At 63.0% G+C, this 18,540-nt stretch carries 19 protein-coding genes and 1 other RNA gene; 11 read left to right on the forward strand and 9 right to left on the reverse strand.

Features of this window, described 5'->3' with window-relative positions; genetic code table 11:
• Window positions 1-109 precede the first annotated feature (109 nt).
• Window positions 110-781: a gamma-glutamylcyclotransferase gene (locus NPS47_RS18090; RefSeq protein ID WP_274296179.1), complete on the forward strand. Its 672-nt coding sequence runs from the start codon at window positions 110-112 to the stop codon at window positions 779-781.
• A gap of 41 nt (window positions 782-822) precedes the next feature.
• Here NPS47_RS18090 and NPS47_RS18095 read toward each other — a convergent pair whose 3' ends face one another.
• Window positions 823-1,800, reverse strand: coding sequence for an NADPH:quinone oxidoreductase family protein (locus NPS47_RS18095; RefSeq protein WP_274296180.1), 978 nt, complete (start codon window positions 1,798-1,800; stop codon window positions 823-825).
• 156 nt (window positions 1,801-1,956) lie between these two features.
• Here NPS47_RS18095 and NPS47_RS18100 point away from each other — a divergent pair, with 156 nt between their 5' ends.
• Entirely contained in the window at window positions 1,957-2,361 is a 405-nt protein-coding gene (locus tag NPS47_RS18100) for a flagellar basal body-associated protein FliL (protein ID WP_045181529.1), read from the forward strand.
• Window positions 2,362-2,373: 12 nt separating this feature from the next.
• Here NPS47_RS18100 and NPS47_RS18105 read toward each other — a convergent pair whose 3' ends face one another.
• From NPS47_RS18105 to NPS47_RS18120, 4 genes are all read right to left on the reverse strand, one after another.
• A complete protein-coding gene (locus NPS47_RS18105) occupies window positions 2,374-3,492 on the reverse strand; it encodes an ABC transporter permease (RefSeq protein WP_274296181.1) in 1,119 nt (372 codons plus the stop codon).
• Entirely contained in the window at window positions 3,492-6,215 is a 2,724-nt protein-coding gene (gene rbbA / locus NPS47_RS18110) for a ribosome-associated ATPase/putative transporter RbbA (protein WP_274296182.1), read from the reverse strand. Before rbbA ends, NPS47_RS18105 begins: the two co-directional genes overlap by 1 nt.
• Window positions 6,212-7,171 carry an HlyD family secretion protein gene (locus NPS47_RS18115; RefSeq protein WP_274296183.1) on the reverse strand — a complete coding sequence of 320 codons (960 nt, stop codon included), beginning with the start codon at window positions 7,169-7,171 and terminating at the stop codon, window positions 6,212-6,214. The genes rbbA and NPS47_RS18115 overlap by 4 nt, the downstream gene beginning before the upstream one ends.
• 92 nt (window positions 7,172-7,263) lie before the next feature.
• Entirely contained in the window at window positions 7,264-7,713 is a 450-nt protein-coding gene (locus NPS47_RS18120) for an EVE domain-containing protein (protein ID WP_274296184.1), read from the reverse strand.
• 180 nt (window positions 7,714-7,893) lie between these two features.
• Here NPS47_RS18120 and NPS47_RS18125 point away from each other — a divergent pair, with 180 nt between their 5' ends.
• A complete protein-coding gene (locus NPS47_RS18125) occupies window positions 7,894-8,034 on the forward strand; it encodes a hypothetical protein (protein WP_165392175.1) in 141 nt (46 codons plus the stop codon).
• Between the two features lie 18 nt (window positions 8,035-8,052).
• On the opposite strand, the gene NPS47_RS18130 is transcribed toward NPS47_RS18125, so the two are convergent.
• The 4 genes from NPS47_RS18130 to NPS47_RS18145 form a co-directional block, all read right to left on the reverse strand.
• Window positions 8,053-8,661 carry a 5-formyltetrahydrofolate cyclo-ligase gene (locus NPS47_RS18130; RefSeq protein ID WP_274296185.1) on the reverse strand — a complete coding sequence of 203 codons (609 nt, stop codon included), beginning with the start codon at window positions 8,659-8,661 and terminating at the stop codon, window positions 8,053-8,055.
• Between the two features lie 83 nt (window positions 8,662-8,744).
• Window positions 8,745-8,922: non-coding RNA, 6S RNA (gene ssrS, locus NPS47_RS18135), on the reverse strand.
• A gap of 18 nt (window positions 8,923-8,940) precedes the next feature.
• Window positions 8,941-9,258 (reverse strand): cell division protein ZapA, encoded by a 318-nt coding sequence (locus NPS47_RS18140; RefSeq protein WP_038615705.1) that lies wholly within the window; start codon window positions 9,256-9,258, stop codon window positions 8,941-8,943.
• Window positions 9,255-9,464, reverse strand: a complete 210-nt coding sequence (locus NPS47_RS18145) for a TIGR02449 family protein (protein ID WP_045181548.1) — start codon at window positions 9,462-9,464, stop codon at window positions 9,255-9,257. The genes NPS47_RS18140 and NPS47_RS18145 overlap by 4 nt, the downstream gene beginning before the upstream one ends.
• A 151-nt stretch (window positions 9,465-9,615) precedes the next feature.
• Here NPS47_RS18145 and NPS47_RS18150 point away from each other — a divergent pair, with 151 nt between their 5' ends.
• The 8 genes from NPS47_RS18150 to gcvT all read left to right on the forward strand — a co-directional run bounded on the left by NPS47_RS18150 (window position 9,616) and on the right by gcvT (window position 18,503).
• A complete protein-coding gene (locus NPS47_RS18150; protein ID WP_274296186.1) occupies window positions 9,616-10,170 on the forward strand; it encodes a YecA family protein in 555 nt (184 codons plus the stop codon).
• Between the two features lie 22 nt (window positions 10,171-10,192).
• Window positions 10,193-11,527: a Xaa-Pro aminopeptidase gene (gene pepP, locus NPS47_RS18155; protein ID WP_274296187.1), complete on the forward strand. Its 1,335-nt coding sequence runs from the start codon at window positions 10,193-10,195 to the stop codon at window positions 11,525-11,527.
• Entirely contained in the window at window positions 11,524-12,717 is a 1,194-nt protein-coding gene (ubiH, locus tag NPS47_RS18160) for a 2-octaprenyl-6-methoxyphenyl hydroxylase (protein WP_274296188.1), read from the forward strand. Before pepP ends, ubiH begins: the two co-directional genes overlap by 4 nt.
• A 2-nt stretch (window positions 12,718-12,719) precedes the next feature.
• Window positions 12,720-13,202 (forward strand): DUF4442 domain-containing protein, encoded by a 483-nt coding sequence (locus NPS47_RS18165; protein WP_274296189.1) that lies wholly within the window; start codon window positions 12,720-12,722, stop codon window positions 13,200-13,202.
• 9 nt (window positions 13,203-13,211) lie between these two features.
• Window positions 13,212-14,429 carry a 2-octaprenyl-3-methyl-6-methoxy-1,4-benzoquinol hydroxylase gene (locus NPS47_RS18170; RefSeq protein ID WP_274296222.1) on the forward strand — a complete coding sequence of 406 codons (1,218 nt, stop codon included), beginning with the start codon at window positions 13,212-13,214 and terminating at the stop codon, window positions 14,427-14,429.
• 116 nt (window positions 14,430-14,545) lie between these two features.
• Complete coding sequence (locus NPS47_RS18175; protein WP_274296190.1) at window positions 14,546-15,547, forward strand: extracellular solute-binding protein; 1,002 nt, start codon at window positions 14,546-14,548, stop codon at window positions 15,545-15,547.
• A 129-nt stretch (window positions 15,548-15,676) separates the two neighbouring features.
• Window positions 15,677-17,299, forward strand: a complete 1,623-nt coding sequence (locus NPS47_RS18180) for an ABC transporter permease (protein WP_274296191.1) — start codon at window positions 15,677-15,679, stop codon at window positions 17,297-17,299.
• A gap of 121 nt (window positions 17,300-17,420) precedes the next feature.
• The gene (gcvT, locus tag NPS47_RS18185; protein WP_274296192.1) at window positions 17,421-18,503 is read left to right on the forward strand and encodes a glycine cleavage system aminomethyltransferase GcvT; all 1,083 of its coding nucleotides are present in this window, start codon (window positions 17,421-17,423) and stop codon (window positions 18,501-18,503) included.
• Window positions 18,504-18,540: the final 37 nt, after the last annotated feature.

Below are 18,540 nucleotides of genomic sequence, written 5' to 3' on the forward strand. Positions count from 1 at the left end.
AGGTGAGGCTTGTGTTAAATACACCATCTGCCGTACGGTAAGTACACGGATGACGTATTCGTTTACAGTGACTCACTTCAGTAGTTCACGAGGAATTCTGGCGGCAGCTATGTCGGCGATTGAAACTTCATCTTTGCCTGTGGCTTATCCTCCGTTGCTCGATTTCGGACAACAACTGTCTCGCGAGCAACTTCAACATTCGGTTCAACACACCATGTCACGCCACCAGGGTGGCCCGGTCTGGCTGTTTGCCTACGGCTCGCTGATCTGGCGTCCGGAGTGCAACGCCGCCGAGCGTCGGCGTGCCAGGGTGCATGGCTACCATCGCGGGCTGTACCTGTGGTCGCATGAGCACCGGGGGACGCCGGAGTGCCCTGGGCTGGTCTTCGGCCTTGACCGTGGCGGCTCGTGCAGCGGCTTTGCCTACCGCCTGCCAGACGAATGCCTGGAAGACTCGCTGCTGGCCCTGTGGCAACGCGAAATGCCTTATCCGGCTTACCGGCCGCACTGGCTGGCCTGCCGCCTGGACGATGGCAGCAAGGTGCAGGCCTTGGGTTTTGTGCTGGAGCGGCATTTGCCGTGTTATGCCGGCAATTTGCCCGACGATCTGCTCAGTCAGATTTTCGCCAACGCCAAGGGGCGTTATGGCAGTACCCGTGACTACGTCGAGCAGACCCTCCATGCCCTGCGTAGCCACGCCATGCCGGACCGTAATCTGGAGGCCAGGTTCCGGGCGGCACTGCATTCGGTGGGAGCGGGCTTGACCCGCGATGTGATGTGACTGGCAGTGCGCCATCGCGGGGCAAGCTCGCTCCCACCGGCTCAGCGAAGAGTCACCACCAGCTTGCCCAGCGCTTTACGCTGACCGAGCAGGTCGATGGCCGCGCCGGCCTCGGCCAGCGGGAAGGTTTGCGACACCAGTGGCTTGAGCTTGCCCTCGGCGTACCAGGCAAACAGCTGCTTGAAGTTCGCCGCGTTGTCCGCGGGTTGGCGTTGAGCGAAGGCGCCCCAGAACACGCCAAGCACTGCCGCGCCCTTGAGCAGCGCCAGGTTCACCGGTAGCTGCGGGATGCGTCCGCTGGCAAAGCCCACCACCAGCAGCCGGCCGTTCCAGGCAATGCCGCGCACTGCCTGGTCGAACAGGTCGCCGCCGACCGGGTCGTAGATCACATCGACGCCGTTGCCAGCGGTCAGGCGTTTGATCTCGTCCTTGAGGCTGTGCTCGCTGTAGTTGATCAGCTCATCAGCACCGGCGGCCTTGGCCACGGCGAGCTTCTCGGCGCTGCTGGCTGCGGCGATGACCCGCGCGCCCATGGCTTTGCCGATTTCCACCGCTGCCAGCCCGACCCCGCCCGAGGCGCCGAGCACCAGCAGGGTCTCGCCGGCCTTGAGCTGACCGCGTTGCTGCAGGGCATGCATCGAGGTGCCGTAGGTCATGCCAAAGGCGGCGGCGTGGGTGAAGTCCATCTGCTCAGGGATCGGCAGCACGTTATAGCCCGGCACGGCCACCTGCTCGGCAAAGCTGCCCCAGCCGGTCAGGGCCATGACCCGGTCGCCGACCTTGAGATCCGTGACTTTTTCGCCCACCGCGCTGATCACCCCTGCTGCTTCACCGCCGGGAGAGAAGGGCAGCGGCGGCTGGAACTGATACTTGCCTTCGATGATCAGGGTGTCGGGAAAGTTGACCCCGGCCGCATGCACGTCGAGGAGAATTTCGTTCTTCTTCGGTATCGGGCTTGCGACCTCTTCCAGGACCAGACCCTGAGCCGGGCCCAGGGTTTTGCACAACACTGCTTTCATCGGGACTATTCCTTTGCGCGTAGTGGCCGATAAGTGTAGGTGGGTCAGGTGTCGGGTCAACGAGCATGGCCCGTCCTGATAGGCCGGCATAAGCCCGGGCTTGGGTTTGACCGGTGCGCTGGGTATGCTGGCGCCAACTGTTTGAGGAGCGAATTCGTGAAAGCGTGGATCTTGATGGTACTGGCGCTGATGCTGCCGATGGCGGCCATGGCCGAAGAAGCCAAGGAAGGGGAACCGAAGGTCTCCTACATCTCCCTGAGCCCACCGTTTGTGGGCAACTACGCCCTGGATGGCGGCCCGAAGCTGCGTGTGTACAAAGCCGACGTCGCCCTGCGGGTCAACAGCGATGCTGCCGCGACGGCGGTGAAGCATCATGAGCCATTGATCCGCAATCAACTGGTGGCGCTCTTCACTCAGCAGAACCTGGAAAGCATGAGCAATGTCGAGGCCAAGGAAAAGCTGCGTCAGGAAGCCCTGAAGCAGGTCCAGCAGGTGTTGGAGAACGAAGAAGGCAAACCGCTGGTGGATGACCTGCTGTTCAACAACCTGATCGTGCAGTAACCCACCCGGCCCTCAGGACGTCAGGCTGCGGCGAAAGCGTCCCAGGGCCACGGCGAAAAATGCCAGGCCGATGGCGGCCAGGGCCAGCAGGTCGGGCCACACCACCGCCAGCCCGGCGTCACGGAACAGGATCGCGGCGCTGAGGCTGACGAAGTGGGTCGAGGGCGAAAGCTGCATGACCCACTGCAGCCACTGCGGCATGCTGTCCAGCGGCGTACTGCCGCCGGACAGCAAGAGCATGGGGATGATCACCGGAATCGCCAGCAAGCCGAATTGCGGGGTCGAGCGCGCCAGGGTGGCGAGGAAGATCCCCAGCGCGGTACTGGCAAAAAGATACAGCGCGGTCACTGCCAGGAACAGGCCCAGCGAACCTGCCAGCGGCACGCCCAATGCCCCTTTGACCACCACTTCCAGCGACACCCAGGTGCACAGCACCACCACCAGGGCATTGCTGCCGATCTTCGCCAGCATGATTTCCAGCGCCGTCAGCGGCAGCACCAGCAGGTGATCTAGGGTGCCGTGTTCGCGTTCGCGCAGCAGTGCGGTGCCCGTGAGGACAATCGCCAGGATGGTGATGTTGTTGACGATCTGGATCACCGCCAGAAACCAGCCGCCTTCCAGGTTCGGGTTGAACAGCGCCCTGGGGCTGATCAGCGCCGGGCTGCTGCTGGCCGCCGAACCCTGGTTGGCGTAGTCCAGCAATTCGCGTTCGAAGATCCGCCCGATGTAGCCAGCGCCCATGAACGCCTGGCTCATGGCTGTGGCATCGACATTGACCTGCAGCTCTGGCGAGCGCCCGGCGAGCAGGTCTGTCTGGAAGTTGACCGGTACGTTGATGACGAAGGTGTACAGGCCACTGTCCATGGCCTGGTCGAGCTGGTCGTAGGCCAGCGGCACAGCGGTCTGGAATTCGGGTGGCTGCAGGGCCTCGGCGAGCTTGCGCGACAGCAGGCTGTGGTCTTCGTCGATCACCGCCACGCTGGCGTTGTGCACGCCGATGATCGATCCCGCTGCCGGCATGTAGATCGCCACGCTGAAGGCATACAGCAGGAACAGCAGCAGTACGCTGTCGTGGCGCAGGCTGGTCAGCTCTTTGAGGCCCAGGCGCAGGGTGTGTGCCAGACGATGCATCAGACCTCCTGCTTTTTCAGCATGGCCAGGCTCAGGCCGGTGAAGCCGAGGAAGAAGCCCAGCAACGCCAGGCACTGTGGCCACAGCTCACGCAGGCTCAGGGCCTTGGTGAACGTGCCGACGGCGATATCGAGAAAGTAGCCGGCCGGGAACAGCTGGCCCATCAGCGCCGCCGAGCCATCGAGCGAGGAGCGCGGCACGATCAACCCGGAGAACTGGATGGTCGGCAGGCTGGTGATGATCATGGTGCCGAGGATCGCGGCGATCTGGGTGCGGGTGAAAGCCGAGATCAGCAGGCCCAGGCTGGTGGTTGCCAACAGGTACAACAGACCGCCACAAGCGAGCGCCAGGGCGCTGCCTTTGAAGGGTACGCCGAACAGCCAGCGGTTCATTGCCACCAGCAGCGCCAGGTTGATCAGACTGATTGCCAGGTACGGCGCCTGTTTGCCGAGGAGGAATTCCAGGCGGGTCAGCGGTGTGGCATAGAAGTTGGTGATCGAACCCAGCTCTTTCTCGCGGACAATCCCGAGTGCCGTGAGCATGGCCGGAATGAAAGCCAGGATCAGCGCCATCACCCCGGGGCCGATGGCATTTACGCTGACCACGTCCTGGTTGTAGCGAAAGCGGGTTTCCAGGCGCACCGGGGATTGTCCGGGGTGCGCCCTGCTGCTCAGGGCCGCCAGTTGTTCGAGGTTGGCCTGATGCACGGCTTCGACGTAGTTGCGGCTGGTCTCGGCGCGAAACGGCATGCCACCGTCGAGCCAGGCCGCCACCACCGGCTGGCGTCCGGCATGCAGGTCGCGACCGAATCCGGGTGGGATCTCCAGGGCCAGTTTGATTTCCGAGCGCTGCAGGCGTTGGTGCAACTGTTTCGAGTCGCGAATCGGTGCTTGCTCGGCGAAGTAGCGCGAGCCGCGGAAGGCTTCGAGGTAGGCGCGGCTTTGCGGGCTCTGGTCCTGGTCGTACACGGCGAACGCCAGGTTCTCCACGTCCAGCGAGATGCCGTAGCCGAAAATCACCATCATGAACAAGGCACCGAGCAGGGCGAATGCCAGGCGTACCTTGTCGCGCAGCAGTTCTTTGCCTTCGCGGGTGGCCACGGCGAACAGGCGTCTAATGCTGAAACCTTGTGACATGACTATTGGCGTTGCCGAGGCAGGTGCATCCAGCTGGGCTGTCGCCACAGGCGTTTCGCTCGGTTCCTGGGCCTGTTCCAGGCAGGTGACGAAAGCGTCCTCCAGGGTCTCACCGGCGAATTGTTGTTGCAGCGCAGCCGGGGTGTCGCAGGCCAGTACCTTGCCGGCGTGCATCAGGGAAATGCGGTCGCAGCGCAGCGCTTCGTTCATGAAGTGGGTGGACAGGAAGATGGTCACCCCCTGATCGCGCGACAGCTCGATCAGCAAGCGCCAGAAATCATCGCGGGCAGCCGGGTCGACCCCGGAGGTGGGCTCGTCGAGGATCAGTACTTCCGGGCGATGCAGTACGGCGACCGCCAACGACAGGCGCTGGCGCAGGCCCAAGGGCAGGGCGCCGGATTGCTGGTCGGCGATAGCGCCGAGGTCGAAGCGCTCGATCAGCTCGACGATGCGCGGCGCGCTTTCGGCTTTCGGCAGGTCGAACAGCCGCGCGTGCAGGTCGAGGTTCTGCCGCACACTGAGCTCGCCATACAGCGAGAAGCTCTGGGACATGAAACCGACCCGCTTGCGCGTGGCCAGGTCCTTGGCGTCCACCGGACGGCCCAACAGCATGGCGCTGCCTTCACTGGCCGGCATCAGGCCGGTAAGCACCTTCATGGTGGTGGTCTTGCCGCAGCCGTTGGAGCCGAGAAAGCCGAAAATCTCGCCACGACCGATGGCAAAACTGACCTTGTTCACCGCAGTGAAATCACCGAAGCGCAGGGTCAGCTCATGGGCTTCGATGGCAATCTTCGTGTCGCCGTCAGGGCGCGGTGGAATCTGCAGCGGTTGCGCGTCATGTGCGCTGTCGCCTTGATAGTGGGTGAAGGCATCATCCAGCTTGCCGCTGGCGGTAGCACCGGCCAGTTCGTGGCTGAGCCCCGCGGCAATCAATCGGCCGCGATCGAGCATCAGGCAATGTTCGAACTGCTCGGCCTCTTCCATGTAGGCGGTGGCCACCAGCAGGGTCAGTTGCGGCCGCTCCTGGCGCACCTGTTCGACCAGCTCCCAGAAGCGCCGGCGTGACAGCGGATCGACGCCGGTGGTCGGCTCATCGAGGATCAACAGGTCCGGCTCGTGGATCAACGCGCAGCACAACCCGAGCTTTTGCTTCATGCCGCCGGACAGCTTGCCCGCCGGCCGTTCGGCAAAACGGGCGAGGTCGGTGGCCAGCAGCAAGTTATGCATACGCTGCTCGCACTCGGCGGCACTGAGGCCGAACAGGGTGGCGAAGAAGCGGATGTTTTCGCGGATCGACAGTTCCGGGTAGAGGTTGTTGCCCAGACCCTGCGGCATGAAAGCGATGCGCGGGTACAGGCTGTTGCGATGACGGCGCTTGCGGATCGAGCCGCCGAGTACCGACAGCTCACCGCTTTGCAGTTTTTTCACCCCGGCAATCAGCCCGAGCAGGCTGGACTTGCCGGCACCGTCCGGGCCGATCAGGCCGCAGCGGGTGCCGGCTGGCAGGTTGAAGGTGATGTCCTGCAGGGCGTCCAGCTTGCCGTAGCGGTGGCTGATGCCCTCGGCTTGCAGCGCCAGTGCGTTCATTGCAGGTTCGCCGGCCAGTCCACTTCAGCGGTGCGCACATAACCGGCACCGGGCATGCCGGGCTTGGCCTGCGGTACGGCACTCGGGGCGGTCAGGCGCAGCTTGACCCGGAACACCAGCTTCTGGCGTTCGTCGCGGGTTTCCACCTGCTTCGGGGTGAACTGGGCCTTGGCGGCAACAAAGGCAATTTTTGCCGCCAGGGCCTTTTCCGGCAGGGCGTCGAGCACCACCCGGGCCTGATCGCCGACGGTCAGGCGACCGGTAGTCGAAGCCGGCAGGTAGAGGTTCATGTACTGATCGTTTGGATCAATCAGCAACAACACCCGGCCACCGGCGCCGAGTACTTCGCCAGGTTCGGCCAGGCGCAGCTGGATAACGCCGTCGATGGGCGCGCGCAGGCTGCTGTCGTCGATCTCGCTGGTGAGTTGCGCGACCTGGGCCTGGGCGGCGCCGATCGCGGCCTTGATTGCGGCCAGTTGTGCGCGCGCGGCGACCACCGCGGAACTGGCGGTGTCGTAGCGTGCCTGCTGCTGGTCGAGCAACTGCTGGCTGGCGTATTTGCGCTGGAAGATTTCCCGCACCCGCTTGAGTTCCTGACTGGCCAGCAGCAGTTCGCTCTGGCGCAGTTGCACGTTGGCCTGGGCGGCGGCGTAGTTTTCCTCGGCCCGCAGCACTTCGGCTTCCGCCTGGTTGCGTTGCGCTTCGAGGGTACGGGTGTCGATGCGCGCCAGTAGCTGGCCCTGGCGTACCTTGTCGCCTTCGTCGACCAGCACTTCGGCCAGGCGTCCGGGGATCTTGCTGGCGATCTGCACTTCAGTGGCTTCGAGCCGGCCGTTACCCATGCTCAGGCCATCGGGCAGACGATCGTGCAGGGATTTCCAGTAACCCAGGCCGCCTGCGGCCAGAAGCAGGGCGATCAAGGCGCCGGCGAAAAATTTCGGGGTATGTTGGCTCATCAGTCTGCATCCTGCTGCGTTCACGTCAGAGTGTGACGCGGCACCGATCCTGGTGCTTTGATGTTGGTCAAATTGATAGCATCCTACCCGGTTTAACGCAGCGCGAGTACCGCGGCCCATTGTTCGGGGGTCACCGGCATCACCGAGAGGCGACTGCCTTTCTGTACCAGAGGCAATTCGGCAAGCGCGGTCTGCTGTTTGAGGTAACCCAGGCCCAGCACCTTGCCGAAGGTTTCCACATGGGCAACGTCGACAGCGCTCCAGGGGTTCTTCTCGACGTTGGCCTTGGCGTCGAAGTAATGGCTTTGCGGATCCAGGGCGGTCGGGTCGGGGTAGGCGGCGGCACTGATCCGGGCGATACCGGCAATGCCTGGCTCAGGGCAGCTGGAGTGGTAGAAGAAAAATTGATCACCGACCGCCATGCTGCGCAGGAAATTGCGCGCCTGATAGTTGCGAACGCCGTCCCAGCGCGCTTCCTGCAAGCGTGCCAGATCCTTGATCGAAAGTTCGTCGGGCTCGGATTTCATCAGCCAATAGGCCATGGCGCTGCTCCTGGTAAAAATTTGAAATAACCTGATGCATGAAACCGACAGTCGGTTGGCGTCAAGGTTTGCGTGTCGTCTCAGGTTGTCGGAGAATGCGCCACTTTTAAGCTTGACGCTGCTGCAACCACTAAAAACCGTTGCTGACAACGTGATCAGTTTGCCTGAGGGGGGCAATCAATGAATCGCAAACCGGACTTGCTCTGGATTCTGGTGTTTCTGTTCGGTTTGGGTGTGGTCACTACCGGTTATGCGCAAAGCCTTTGGGAGCGCAAACTCGACGCTCCTTACGAAATGCCGGTCAATCCGCAACAGCGTTGATCGCCATGCTGGCGCCTTTCAAATGGGCGCCAGGTACCAGCCACGGTCCGAGACCGTTCCCTGCAGTGGTACGTCCCAACTGGCCTGGGCCAGTCGCTCGACTTTTTGACATTCATGGGCCAAGCCTAACAACAAGGGCTTTTTCCATGCCTTGCGCCGTGCCTGATAGGCCAGGCTGCGATCATAGAAGCCACCGCCCATGCCCAGCCGGCCACCGACTTCATCAAACCCCACCAGTGGCAGCAGGATCAGGTCCAGCGCCCAGATCGGCCGTTGCCGCGCCAGATTGATGTGCGGCTCGGCGATGCGAAAACGGTTGGGCCGCAGCTTTTCGCCGTGTTCGATACGCTGGAAAACCATTTTGCTTCTCGGCCAGGCGTGCAGCACCGGCAGATAGGTGCGCTTGCCGCGCCGCTGGGCTTCGCGCAGCAGCAGACGCGGATCGATCTCGCAATCATTGGGCAGGTACAGGGCGATGTGGCGGGCGCGGCGGAATAGCGGATGCTGGGCCAGTTGCCGGTACAGTCCAAGCGCGGCCTGACGTTGCTCGGCCGGGCTCAAGGCGCGGCGGGCATCGCGTAACAGGCGGCGGAGCTGGGGGCGGGTGAGCGGCGCGGTGTCGGTCATGGCACGGGCGTTCCCAGAGAGGGCTGCCTGGCGCAGGGCGGCAGCTCGATTTGCCCGCGCAATTACGCGTGCAAAGGTAATTCAGGCTCCCCGACGAACCGCTGTCGGTGTAGCCCTTGAACCCGAAAGTTCAAGGTGGAGATTGCAGGAGGCGTTAAGGCTTTCCGTCAAGCGGACATGCACACCGGCCCCACGTGCAACCCCCGTGGTTGTGCGTATCGGCTCAGGGACATGACCGACTGGCAAGCACTCCAGGGAGTGGCGCCAGTATACCGATACTCAGCCCTTATTTGAATCTTGATCGTCGGCCAGTGCCTGATCGACCCGTTCGAGCAGATCGCGCACCTGTTCGCGGGAGGCGCCGCCTGCCGGCGCTTCAGGGCGTTCCTGGTTGTGCAGCAGGTCGTGGGTGATGTTCAGCGCGGCCATCACCGCGATCCGGTCGGCACCGATGACTTTGCCGCTGCTGCGGATTTCGCGCATCTTGCCATCCAGGTAGCGCGCGGCGCTGACCAGGTTGCTGCGCTCTTCGGGCGGACAGATGATCGAATATTCTTTGTCGAGGATCTGAACGGTGACGCTATTGCTTGAACTCATGAGTCTTGCTCCAGGGCCTTGAGTCGCAAAATCATCGATTCGACCTTACGCCGGGCGATTTCGTTTTTTTCGATGAGGTGGGCGCGCTCCTCGCGCCAGGACTTTTCCTGAGCTATTAGGAGTGCATTTTGCCGTTTTAGTTGCTCGACTCGCTCAATCAGCAGTTCGAATCGGCCCATCAGCGTTTGCAGATCGTTCTCTTGCATTGGTTGCCACTCGATTCGCTCTGGGGGTGGTTGCCCGGTTTATGCCCCGACCTGCCCCGAGTTGGCCACGTCGATGGTCTTGGCGCGCCTGCCGGTGCTAGGATACAAGGTCTTCATTCTAGTCATTGCGCCGTCTGGCGCCTAGTTGCCCATGCCCAATACCAATTCGCCGTACACCGCTTTCGCCACCTTGCTCAGCAGCAACGGGCATCCTGTTTCCCCTGCCGAGCTGCACGGGCTGTTGCTCGGCCGCAGCTGCGCCGGTGCCGGCTTCGATGCCGAGGCCTGGCTGGCCGACGCCGCCCACCTGCTGGAAAACGATCCGGCAGACAACGTTCGCAACGCTTTGATCGGCCTGCAGGAGATGGTCAAAGGCGAACTCACCGGCGACGATATCACTGTTGTCTTGCTGCTGCCGGGCGATGACGCCACGCTGACCGACCGGGCTGCTGCCCTGGGTGAGTGGTGCAAGGGCTTCCTTTATGGCTTTGGCTTGAACTCGGGTGGCTTGACCCTGAGCGCCGAGGCCAAGGAAATTCTCCAGGACCTGGACGCGATCTCCCAGGTCCAGGATGCCCTGGAAGAATCCGAAGACGGCGAAAGCGACTACATGGAAGTCATGGAATACCTGCGCGTCGCGCCGTTGCTGCTGTACACGGAGCTGGCCAAGCCGGTCGAGCCTGCCGCCAAACCTTCGTTGCACTGATTGCTGAGGGACTCCACTGCCCATGAGCCATATCCCCAAGTCGGAATACGCCCGTCGACGCAAGGCGCTGATGGCGCAGATGGAGCCCAACAGCATCGCTATTCTGCCCGCCGCCGCGGTTGCCATTCGCAATCGCGACGTCGAGCATGTGTACCGCCAGGACAGCGACTTCCAGTACCTCAGCGGTTTCCCCGAGCCTGAGGCGGTGATCGCCCTGATCCCCGGCCGTGAACACGGCGAATACGTGCTGTTCTGCCGTGAACGCAATCCGGAACGTGAGTTGTGGGACGGCTTGCGCGCCGGCCAGGAAGGCGCGATCCGCGACTTTGGCGCCGATGACGCCTTTCCCATCACCGATATCGACGACATTCTGCCCGGCCTGATCGAAGGCCGTGACCGGGTCTATTCGGCCATGGGCAGCAACCCGGAATTCGATCGGCACCTGATGGAATGGATCAACGTGATCCGCTCCAAGGCCCGTCTTGGCGCCCAGCCGCCGAACGAATTCGTTGCCCTGGATCATCTGCTGCATGACCTGCGCCTGTATAAATCGGCGGCAGAAGTGAAAGTCATGCGCGAGGCTGCGGCGATTTCTGCACGGGCTCATGTGCGGGCCATGCAGGCCTGCCGTGCGGGCTTGCGCGAGTACAGCCTGGAAGCCGAGCTGGACTACGAGTTCCGCAAAGGCGGGGCGAAGATGCCGGCCTACGGCTCGATCGTCGCGGCCGGACGCAACAGCTGCATCCTGCACTATCAAGAGAACGACGCGCTGCTCAAGGACGGGGATCTGGTGTTGATCGACGCGGGTTGCGAGATTGACTGCTACGCCAGCGACATTACCCGTACCTTCCCGGTCAGCGGGCAGTTCTCAGCGGAACAGAAGGCGATCTACGAGCTGGTGCTCAAGGCGCAGGAAGCCGCGTTTGCGGTCATCGCGCCGGGCAAGCACTGGAACCACGCCCATGAGGCGACGGTTCAGGTGATCACCGAAGGGCTGGTGGCGCTGGGGCTGCTCAAGGGCAAGGTTGAAGAGCTGATCGAAAGCGAAGCCTACCGCGCCTTCTACATGCACCGTGCCGGACACTGGCTGGGCATGGATGTGCACGATGTCGGCGAGTACAAGGTCGGTGGTCAGTGGCGCGTACTTGAACCCGGCATGGCCCTGACCGTGGAACCTGGCATCTATATCGGTGCCGACAACCAGAGTGTCGCGAAAAAGTGGCGCGGCATTGGTGTACGTATCGAGGATGATGTAGTGGTAACGAAGCAGGGCTGTGAAATCCTGACCTCAGGTGTGCCGAAAACGGTCGCTGAAATCGAAGCCTTGATGGCTGCTGCGCGCAGTGCCGCGGCATGAACCGGGTGAACCTGGCAATCATCGGCGGTGGCCTGGTTGGCGCCAGCTTGGCGCTGGCCCTGCAAGCGGGAGCCAAGGCGCGTGGCTGGAAGATCCTGCTGATCGAACCCTTCGCACCGGGCGACACTTACCAACCGAGCTATGACGCCCGCTCCTCGGCGTTGTCCTTCGGCACCCGGCAGATTTACGAGCGCCTGGGCCTGTGGCAGCAGATCAGCCGCCGCGCCGAGCCCATTCGCCAGATCCAGGTTTCCGACCGTGGCCGCTTTGGCGCCACGCGTCTGGATGCGCTGGAGGAAGGGGTTCCCGCCCTGGGCTATGTGGTGGAGAACGCCTGGCTCGGGCAGTGCCTGTGGCAAGGCCTGGATGCCGAGGTGGTGAGCTGGCGTTGCCCGGCTGAAGTGACTGCCATGCAGGCACTGGAAGATGGCTATCGTCTGTCGCTCAACGACGACACCGTGGTCGAGTGCGATCTGGCGGTACTGGCCGATGGCGGTCGTTCCGGCCTGCGCGAGCAACTGGGTATCCATGTCAGTCAGCGGCCTTACAACCAGAGTGCGCTGATTGCCAACATCACCCCGAGCGAGGCCCACTGCGGCCAGGCATTCGAACGCTTCACCGATGAAGGGCCGATGGCGCTGCTGCCGTTGCCGGAAAACCGCTGTGCGCTGGTCTGGACCCGCGCCGGGATGGACGCCAAACGCCTGGCCGAGCTGGACGAACGCAGCTTCCTGAGCGAGTTGCAGGAGGTGTTCGGTTACCGTTTGGGCGCATTGCGCCAGGTCGGCGCACGGCACCTGTACCCCTTGTCGCTGATCGAGGCCCAGGAGCAGGTACGTCCGCACCTAGTGGTGCTGGGCAATGCCGCCCACAGCCTGCACCCGATTGCCGGGCAGGGCTTCAACCTGTCGCTGCGCGATGTGCAGTCACTGGCCGAAGGCCTGCTGGCAGGGCCCGCAGTGCCGGGGGACTTTGCCACACTGCAGGCCTACCGCGAGCGTCAGCGCCTGGATCAGGACCTGACCGTGGGCTTCTCCGACCGCGTTACCCGCCTGTTCGGCAGTGCGCAACCGCTGGTTGCCACCGGACGTAACCTGGGGCTGCTCGGGCTCGACCTGTTGCCGCCGGCCAAGCGTTGGTTTGCCCGCCAGGCCATGGGCCTGGGAACCCGTCCGGACCCACGGAGCTGAGCATGGACGATTCGCGCAAACTGGCCCGGCGTGCGCGCAGGCTGCGCTGGCGGCTGAACTTTTATCCGCCCTATATCGGTGCCGGCATTCACGTGCAAAGCATCAGTCCGGACTTGCGCCAGATAAAGGTGCGCATGGGCCTGGGTTGGTTCAATCGCAACTACGTCGGCACCCAGTTCGGCGGCAGCCTGTATTCGATGGTCGATCCGTTCTACATGCTGATGCTGATGGAACTGCTGGGCCGCGATTACATTGTCTGGGACAAGGCCGCCAGTATCGATTTCATCACCCCGGGCAAAGGCCCGGTGTTCGCTGAATTGCGCATCGACGATCAACTGCTGGCGGATATCCGCGAGCACACGGCAGGCGGCAAGAAATACCTGCCACGACTTCAGGTCGATATCCGTGACGCTGCCGGCGAGCTGGTGGCGCAGGTCGACAAAACCCTTTACGTGCGGCTCAAGCCGCAAGCGAGACAGGCTTAAGGCATGGAAATGCGCGCAGATCTGTTGATTGTCGGTGCCGGTATGGTCGGCAGCGCCCTGGCCCTGGCATTGCAGCACAGCGGCCTGGAGATTCTCCTGCTCGACGGCAGTCCGCTGTCGGTCAAGCCCTTTGATGAAGAGGCCGCCTTCGAGCCGCGGGTCAGCGCCCTGTCGATGGCCAGCCAGCGCATCCTCGAGCGCCTGGGTGCCTGGCAGGGGATCGAGGCACGGCGTGCCAGCCCTTACTCGGACATGCGCGTCTGGGACGGCAGCGGCACCGGTCAGATCCATTTCTCGGCGGCCAGCGTGCATGCCGAGGCGCTCGGGCACATCGTCGAGAACCGGGTGATACAGGATGGCCTGCTGGAGCGCCTGCACGACAGCGAAGTCGGCCTGTTGGCCAACGCGCGCCTGGAGCAGATGCGCCGTTCCGGTGACGAGTGGCTGCTGACCCTCGCCGATGGCCGCACGTTGCGCGCGCCGCTGGTGATCGCCGCTGACGGCGCGAACTCGGCGGTGCGGCGTCTGACCGGCTGCGAGACCCGCGAATGGGACTACCTGCACCACGCCATTGTCACCAGCGTACGCTGCGCCGAGCCGCATCAGGCAACGGCCTGGCAACGTTTTACCGACGATGGCCCGCTGGCCTTCCTGCCGCTGCTGCGCGATGGCCAGCAGGATTGGTGCTCGATTGTCTGGTCGACCACCCCGGAGCAGGCTGAGCGTCTGATGAAGCTCGACGATGCCGAGTTCTGCGCGCAACTCGAACGCGCCTTCGAAGGGCGCCTCGGTGCCGTACTGCAGGCCGATCCACGACTCTGCGTGCCACTGCGTCAGCGCCATGCCAAGCGTTATGTGGCCGAAGGCCTGGCGCTGATCGGTGATGCTGCGCACACCATTCATCCGCTGGCCGGGCAGGGGGTCAACCTGGGCTTTCTCGATGCCGCGGTATTGGCTGAAGAATTGCTGCATGCCTACGAACGCGGTGAACGACTGGCGGATGAGCGCGTGTTGAGCCGCTTCGAGCGCCGGCGCATGCCGCACAACCTGGCGCTGATGGCGGCGATGGAAGGCTTCGAGCGCCTGTTCCAGGCTGATCCGTTGCCGTTGCGCTGGCTGCGCAACAGTGGCCTGAAATGGGTTGAGCAACTGCCTGAAGCCAAGGCGCTGTTCGTTCGTCAGGCCTTGGGGCTCAGTGGTGACTTGCCAGAACTGGCAAGGGCCTGAAGCCAGTTCTTCTTCTGTCGTAACATCTGGTAACTCCTCCCCAGTGAGTTCGGTTGAGAAGGCAAATGGGATTAACTACCATTTGCGCCTCTAATTTGAACTCCGAGGACTGCACCATGTTGCCACGCAAGCACGTATTGGCCGCCCTGGCTCTGACCCTGTTGGGCGGCACCGCCCAGGCGGCGGACGAGGTGGTGGTGTATTCCTCGCGCATCGACGAGCTGATCAAGCCGGTGTTCGACGCCTACACCGCCAAGACCGGGGTCAAGGTCAAGTTCATCACCGACAAGGAAGCGCCGCTGATGCAGCGGATCAAGGCCGAGGGGCAGAACGCCACCGCCGACCTGCTGCTCACCGTCGATGCCGGCAACCTCTGGCAGGCCGAGCAGATGGGCATCCTGCAGCCGATCAAATCGGACGTCATCGATGCCAACATTCCCAAGCAGTATCGCGCTTCGTCCCACGACTGGACCGGCCTGAGCCTGCGCGCACGGACCATCGCCTACTCCACCGAGCGGGTCAAACCTGAAGAACTGACCACCTACGAAGCCCTGGCCGACAAGAACTGGGAAGGGCGTCTGTGCCTGCGCACGGCGAAGAAGGTCTACAACCAGTCGCTGACCGCAACCCTGATCGAAACCCACGGCGAGAAGAAAACCGAGGAAATCATCAAGGGCTGGGTCAACAACCTGTCCACCGACGTGTTCTCCGACGACACCGCCTTGCTGCAAGCCATCAATGCCGGCCAGTGCGACGTCGGGATCGTCAACACCTACTACTACGGTCGTCTGCACAAGGAAAACCCGAACCTGGCGGTCAAGCTGTTCTGGCCGAACCAGGCTGACCGTGGCGTGCACGTCAACCTGTCGGGCATCGGCCTGACCAAGTACGCGCCGCATCCTGAAGCCGCGACCAAACTGGTCGAGTGGATGACCGGTGAAGAAGCGCAGAAAATTTTCGCTGGCGTGAACCAGGAATTCCCGGCCAACCCGAACGTCGCACCGTCGGAAGAAGTCGCGGCCTGGGGTACGTTCAAGGCTGACACCATCCCGGTTGAAATTGCTGGCAAGCGTCAGGCTGAGGCAATTCGCCTGATGGATCGGGCTGGCTGGAACTAAGCGCAAGGCTTTATCCTTTCGGGGCCTAGTCAGGCCCCAATCGCCGGCAATGCCGGCTCCCACAGTGGGAGCTGGCCTTGCCAGCGATCGACCGCAACGCGGTCGTCATCACTGCACAGAGATCTCCTTTTGGCTCACCCCGCCCAACGCCGCTGGTATCCCCTGGTTTTCGCCATTGCCGCCCTGGTGCTGCTGCCGCTGAGCGTGCTGCTGTTGTCCTGGCAGTCGGTCGACATGCAGATCTGGTCGCACCTGCTCGATACCCAGATGAGCCGCCTGTTGGGCAACACCCTGACCCTGATTGTCGGCGTCGGCGTTGGCGTCACCTTGCTCGGCGTGAGCCTGGCCTGGCTCACCAGCCTGTGCGAGTTCCCCGGGCGGCGCTGGCTGGATTGGGCATTGATGCTGCCGTTCGCCATCCCAGCCTATGTGCTGGCATTCGTTTTCGTCGGCCTGCTGGACTTTGCCGGGCCGGTGCAAACCCTGCTGCGCGAATGGTTCGGGCCGATGCACCTGCCGCGGGTTCGCTCCACCGGTGGGGTGATCATCGTCCTGGTACTGGTCTTTTACCCTTACGTCTACTTGCTCGCGCGCACCGCCTTTATGGCTCAGGGCAAAGGCCTGATGGAAGCGGCGCGGGTACTTGGGCATTCGCCATTGCAGGCGTTCTGGCGAGTGGCGTTGCCCATGGCACGTCCGGCTATCGGCGCCGGTGTCGCCCTGGCCTTGATGGAAACCCTGGCCGATTTCGGTGCGGTGTCGGTGTTCAACTTCGACACCTTCACCACGGCGATCTACAAGACCTGGTATGGCTTCTTCAGCCTGTCGAGTGCCGCGCAGCTGGCGAGCCTGTTGCTGCTGGCGGTGATGCTGGTGCTCTACGGCGAACGCCGTGCCCGTGGCGCCGTGCGCGGCAGCAACGAGCGTCCACGGGGCAAGGCGCTGTACCACCTGCACGGGATCAAGGCGCTGGCGGCCAGTGGCTGGTGCCTGCTGGTGTTCGCCTGTGCCTTCGTCATCCCGCTGCTGCAATTGCTGGTATGGTTCTGGCAGCGCGGACGCTTCGACCTCGATGAGCGTTACACCAGCCTGATTCTGCATACCCTCTACCTGGGGGCCATGGCCGCGCTGATCACCGTCTGTGTCGCTCTGGTGCTGGCGTTCGCCCGCCGGCAATCGTCCGCACCGGGTATCCGCGCCGGGGTCGGGCTGGCCAACCTGGGGTATGCCTTGCCTGGCTCGGTGCTGGCGGTGTCGATCATGCTGGCGTTCAGTTACCTGGATAACCAGGTGGTGGTGCCGTTGTCCAACTGGCTCGGCGGCGCTGGCCGGCCACTGTTGCTGGGCAGCCTGTCTGCCTTGTTGCTGGCTTACCTGGTGCGCTTCATCGCCGTGGCCTACGGGCCACTGGAAAACAGCCTGGGACGGATTCGTCCTTCGCTGCCGGAAGCCTCGCGCAGCCTTGGGGTCAGTGGTCCGAGATTGTTTTTCAAGGTGTATCTACCGCTGCTGGTGCCTGGCGCCTTGAGTGCGGCCTTGCTGGTGTTCGTCGATGTCCTCAAGGAAATGCCGGCAACCTTGCTGATGCGACCCTTCGGCTGGGACACCCTGGCCGTGCGCGTGTTCGAAATGACCAGCGAAGGCGAGTGGGCGCGGGCCTCGTTGCCGGCGCTGACGCTGATCCTGGTCGGCCTGCTGCCGGTCATCGGCTTAATACGACGTTCGGCCCGGCATGTCGGTCAAACGCGCTGAGGATGTCAGCCACCCAGCTTGCAGCTACAATGCGCGGCATTCGCTGCGGCCGGTCCTACAGACCGGGTAGCTGAAATGCTGCCAACAGCCGTTGCTTCGCCACGCCCGGAAGGAGAAACCCATGGGACTGCGCACGCCTCTTTATGACCTGCACCTGGCGCTAGGCGCCAAGATGGTCGATTTTGGCGGTTGGGACATGCCCTTGCATTATGGCTCGCAGGTCGAAGAGCACCATCAGGTGCGCCGTGACTGCGGGGTGTTCGATGTTTCCCATATGACCGTGATCGATGTTCATGGCGCGCAGGCTGCTGTCTGGCTGCAGCGTCTGTTGGCCAATGATGTCGCTCGACTGACTGCAACCGGTAAGGCCCTGTACAGCACCATGCTCGACGAGCAGGGCAAGGTCATCGACGACATGATCGTCTACCGCTGCGAAGACGGTTACCGTCTGGTGGTCAACGCTTCGACCCGCGACAAGGACCTGGCCTGGTTGAACGCTTGCAAAGGCAGTTTTCAGGTCGATTTCAGCGAGCGACCGGAGCTGGCGATCCTTGCCATCCAGGGGCCAGAGGCCCGTGCCAAGGTCGCCGAACTGCTAACGGCATCGCGTGCAGCCCTGATCCGTGAGCTCAAGCCGTTCGAAGGCCGCGCCGAAGGCGACTGGTTTATCGCCCGTACCGGCTACACCGGCGAAGACGGTCTGGAAATCATCTTCCCGGCTGTGCAGGCCCCCGCATTTTTCAACGATCTGGTCGGCGCAGGTATTGCCCCGAGCGGCCTCGGTGCGCGTGACACGCTGCGTCTTGAAGCCGGGATGAACCTGTATGGCCAGGACATCGACGAAGCGCATACCCCGCTGACCTCAAACCTGGGCTGGAGCGTGGCCTGGGAGCCGGCTGAGCGTGACTTCATCGGGCGTAACGGTCTGCTGGCGGAAATCGAACACGGCGTCGAGCAAAAACTGGTCGGCCTGGTGCTGGAAGAACGCGGTGTGCTGCGCGCCCACCAGGTGGTTCGCGTCGCCGGGATTGGCGAAGGAGAGATCACCAGTGGTAGTTTCTCTCCTACGCTGAGCAAGTCGATTGCGCTGGCGCGGGTGCCGATGGCAACCGCCGATCGTGCCGAGGTGGAGATCCGCGGCAAGTGGTACCCGGTGCGGGTGGTCAAGCCGACCTTCGTGCGCCATGGCAAGATTCTGATCTGAACCTAATTCTGGCGGGCCTACCGCTGACCCTATCGAG

This window comes from Pseudomonas putida, assembly GCF_028682475.1.
Classification (GTDB): Bacteria; Pseudomonadota; Gammaproteobacteria; order Pseudomonadales; family Pseudomonadaceae; genus Aquipseudomonas; species Aquipseudomonas putida_AG.

What these genes read in the sequence shown, in the direction of transcription:
- NPS47_RS18090 (WP_274296179.1), top strand. Translation starts at nt 110, where the DNA reads ATGTCGGCGATTGAAACTTCATCTTTGCCTGTGGCTTATCCTCCGTTG.
- NPS47_RS18120 (WP_274296184.1), bottom strand. Translation starts at nt 7,713, where the DNA reads ATGGCCTATTGGCTGATGAAATCCGAGCCCGACGAACTTTCGATCAAG.
- NPS47_RS18150 (WP_274296186.1), top strand. Translation starts at nt 9,616, where the DNA reads ATGCCCAATACCAATTCGCCGTACACCGCTTTCGCCACCTTGCTCAGC.
- NPS47_RS18130 (WP_274296185.1), bottom strand. Translation starts at nt 8,661, where the DNA reads ATGACCGACACCGCGCCGCTCACCCGCCCCCAGCTCCGCCGCCTGTTA.
- ubiH (WP_274296188.1), top strand. Translation starts at nt 11,524, where the DNA reads ATGAACCGGGTGAACCTGGCAATCATCGGCGGTGGCCTGGTTGGCGCC.
- NPS47_RS18170 (WP_274296222.1), top strand. Translation starts at nt 13,212, where the DNA reads ATGCGCGCAGATCTGTTGATTGTCGGTGCCGGTATGGTCGGCAGCGCC.
- rbbA (WP_274296182.1), bottom strand. Translation starts at nt 6,215, where the DNA reads ATGAACGCACTGGCGCTGCAAGCCGAGGGCATCAGCCACCGCTACGGC.
- pepP (WP_274296187.1), top strand. Translation starts at nt 10,193, where the DNA reads ATGAGCCATATCCCCAAGTCGGAATACGCCCGTCGACGCAAGGCGCTG.
- NPS47_RS18105 (WP_274296181.1), bottom strand. Translation starts at nt 3,492, where the DNA reads ATGCATCGTCTGGCACACACCCTGCGCCTGGGCCTCAAAGAGCTGACC.
- NPS47_RS18165 (WP_274296189.1), top strand. Translation starts at nt 12,720, where the DNA reads ATGGACGATTCGCGCAAACTGGCCCGGCGTGCGCGCAGGCTGCGCTGG.
- NPS47_RS18145 (WP_045181548.1), bottom strand. Translation starts at nt 9,464, where the DNA reads ATGCAAGAGAACGATCTGCAAACGCTGATGGGCCGATTCGAACTGCTG.
- gcvT (WP_274296192.1), top strand. Translation starts at nt 17,421, where the DNA reads ATGGGACTGCGCACGCCTCTTTATGACCTGCACCTGGCGCTAGGCGCC.
- NPS47_RS18140 (WP_038615705.1), bottom strand. Translation starts at nt 9,258, where the DNA reads ATGAGTTCAAGCAATAGCGTCACCGTTCAGATCCTCGACAAAGAATAT.
- NPS47_RS18175 (WP_274296190.1), top strand. Translation starts at nt 14,546, where the DNA reads ATGTTGCCACGCAAGCACGTATTGGCCGCCCTGGCTCTGACCCTGTTG.
- NPS47_RS18125 (WP_165392175.1), top strand. Translation starts at nt 7,894, where the DNA reads ATGAATCGCAAACCGGACTTGCTCTGGATTCTGGTGTTTCTGTTCGGT.
- NPS47_RS18115 (WP_274296183.1), bottom strand. Translation starts at nt 7,171, where the DNA reads ATGAGCCAACATACCCCGAAATTTTTCGCCGGCGCCTTGATCGCCCTG.
- NPS47_RS18095 (WP_274296180.1), bottom strand. Translation starts at nt 1,800, where the DNA reads ATGAAAGCAGTGTTGTGCAAAACCCTGGGCCCGGCTCAGGGTCTGGTC.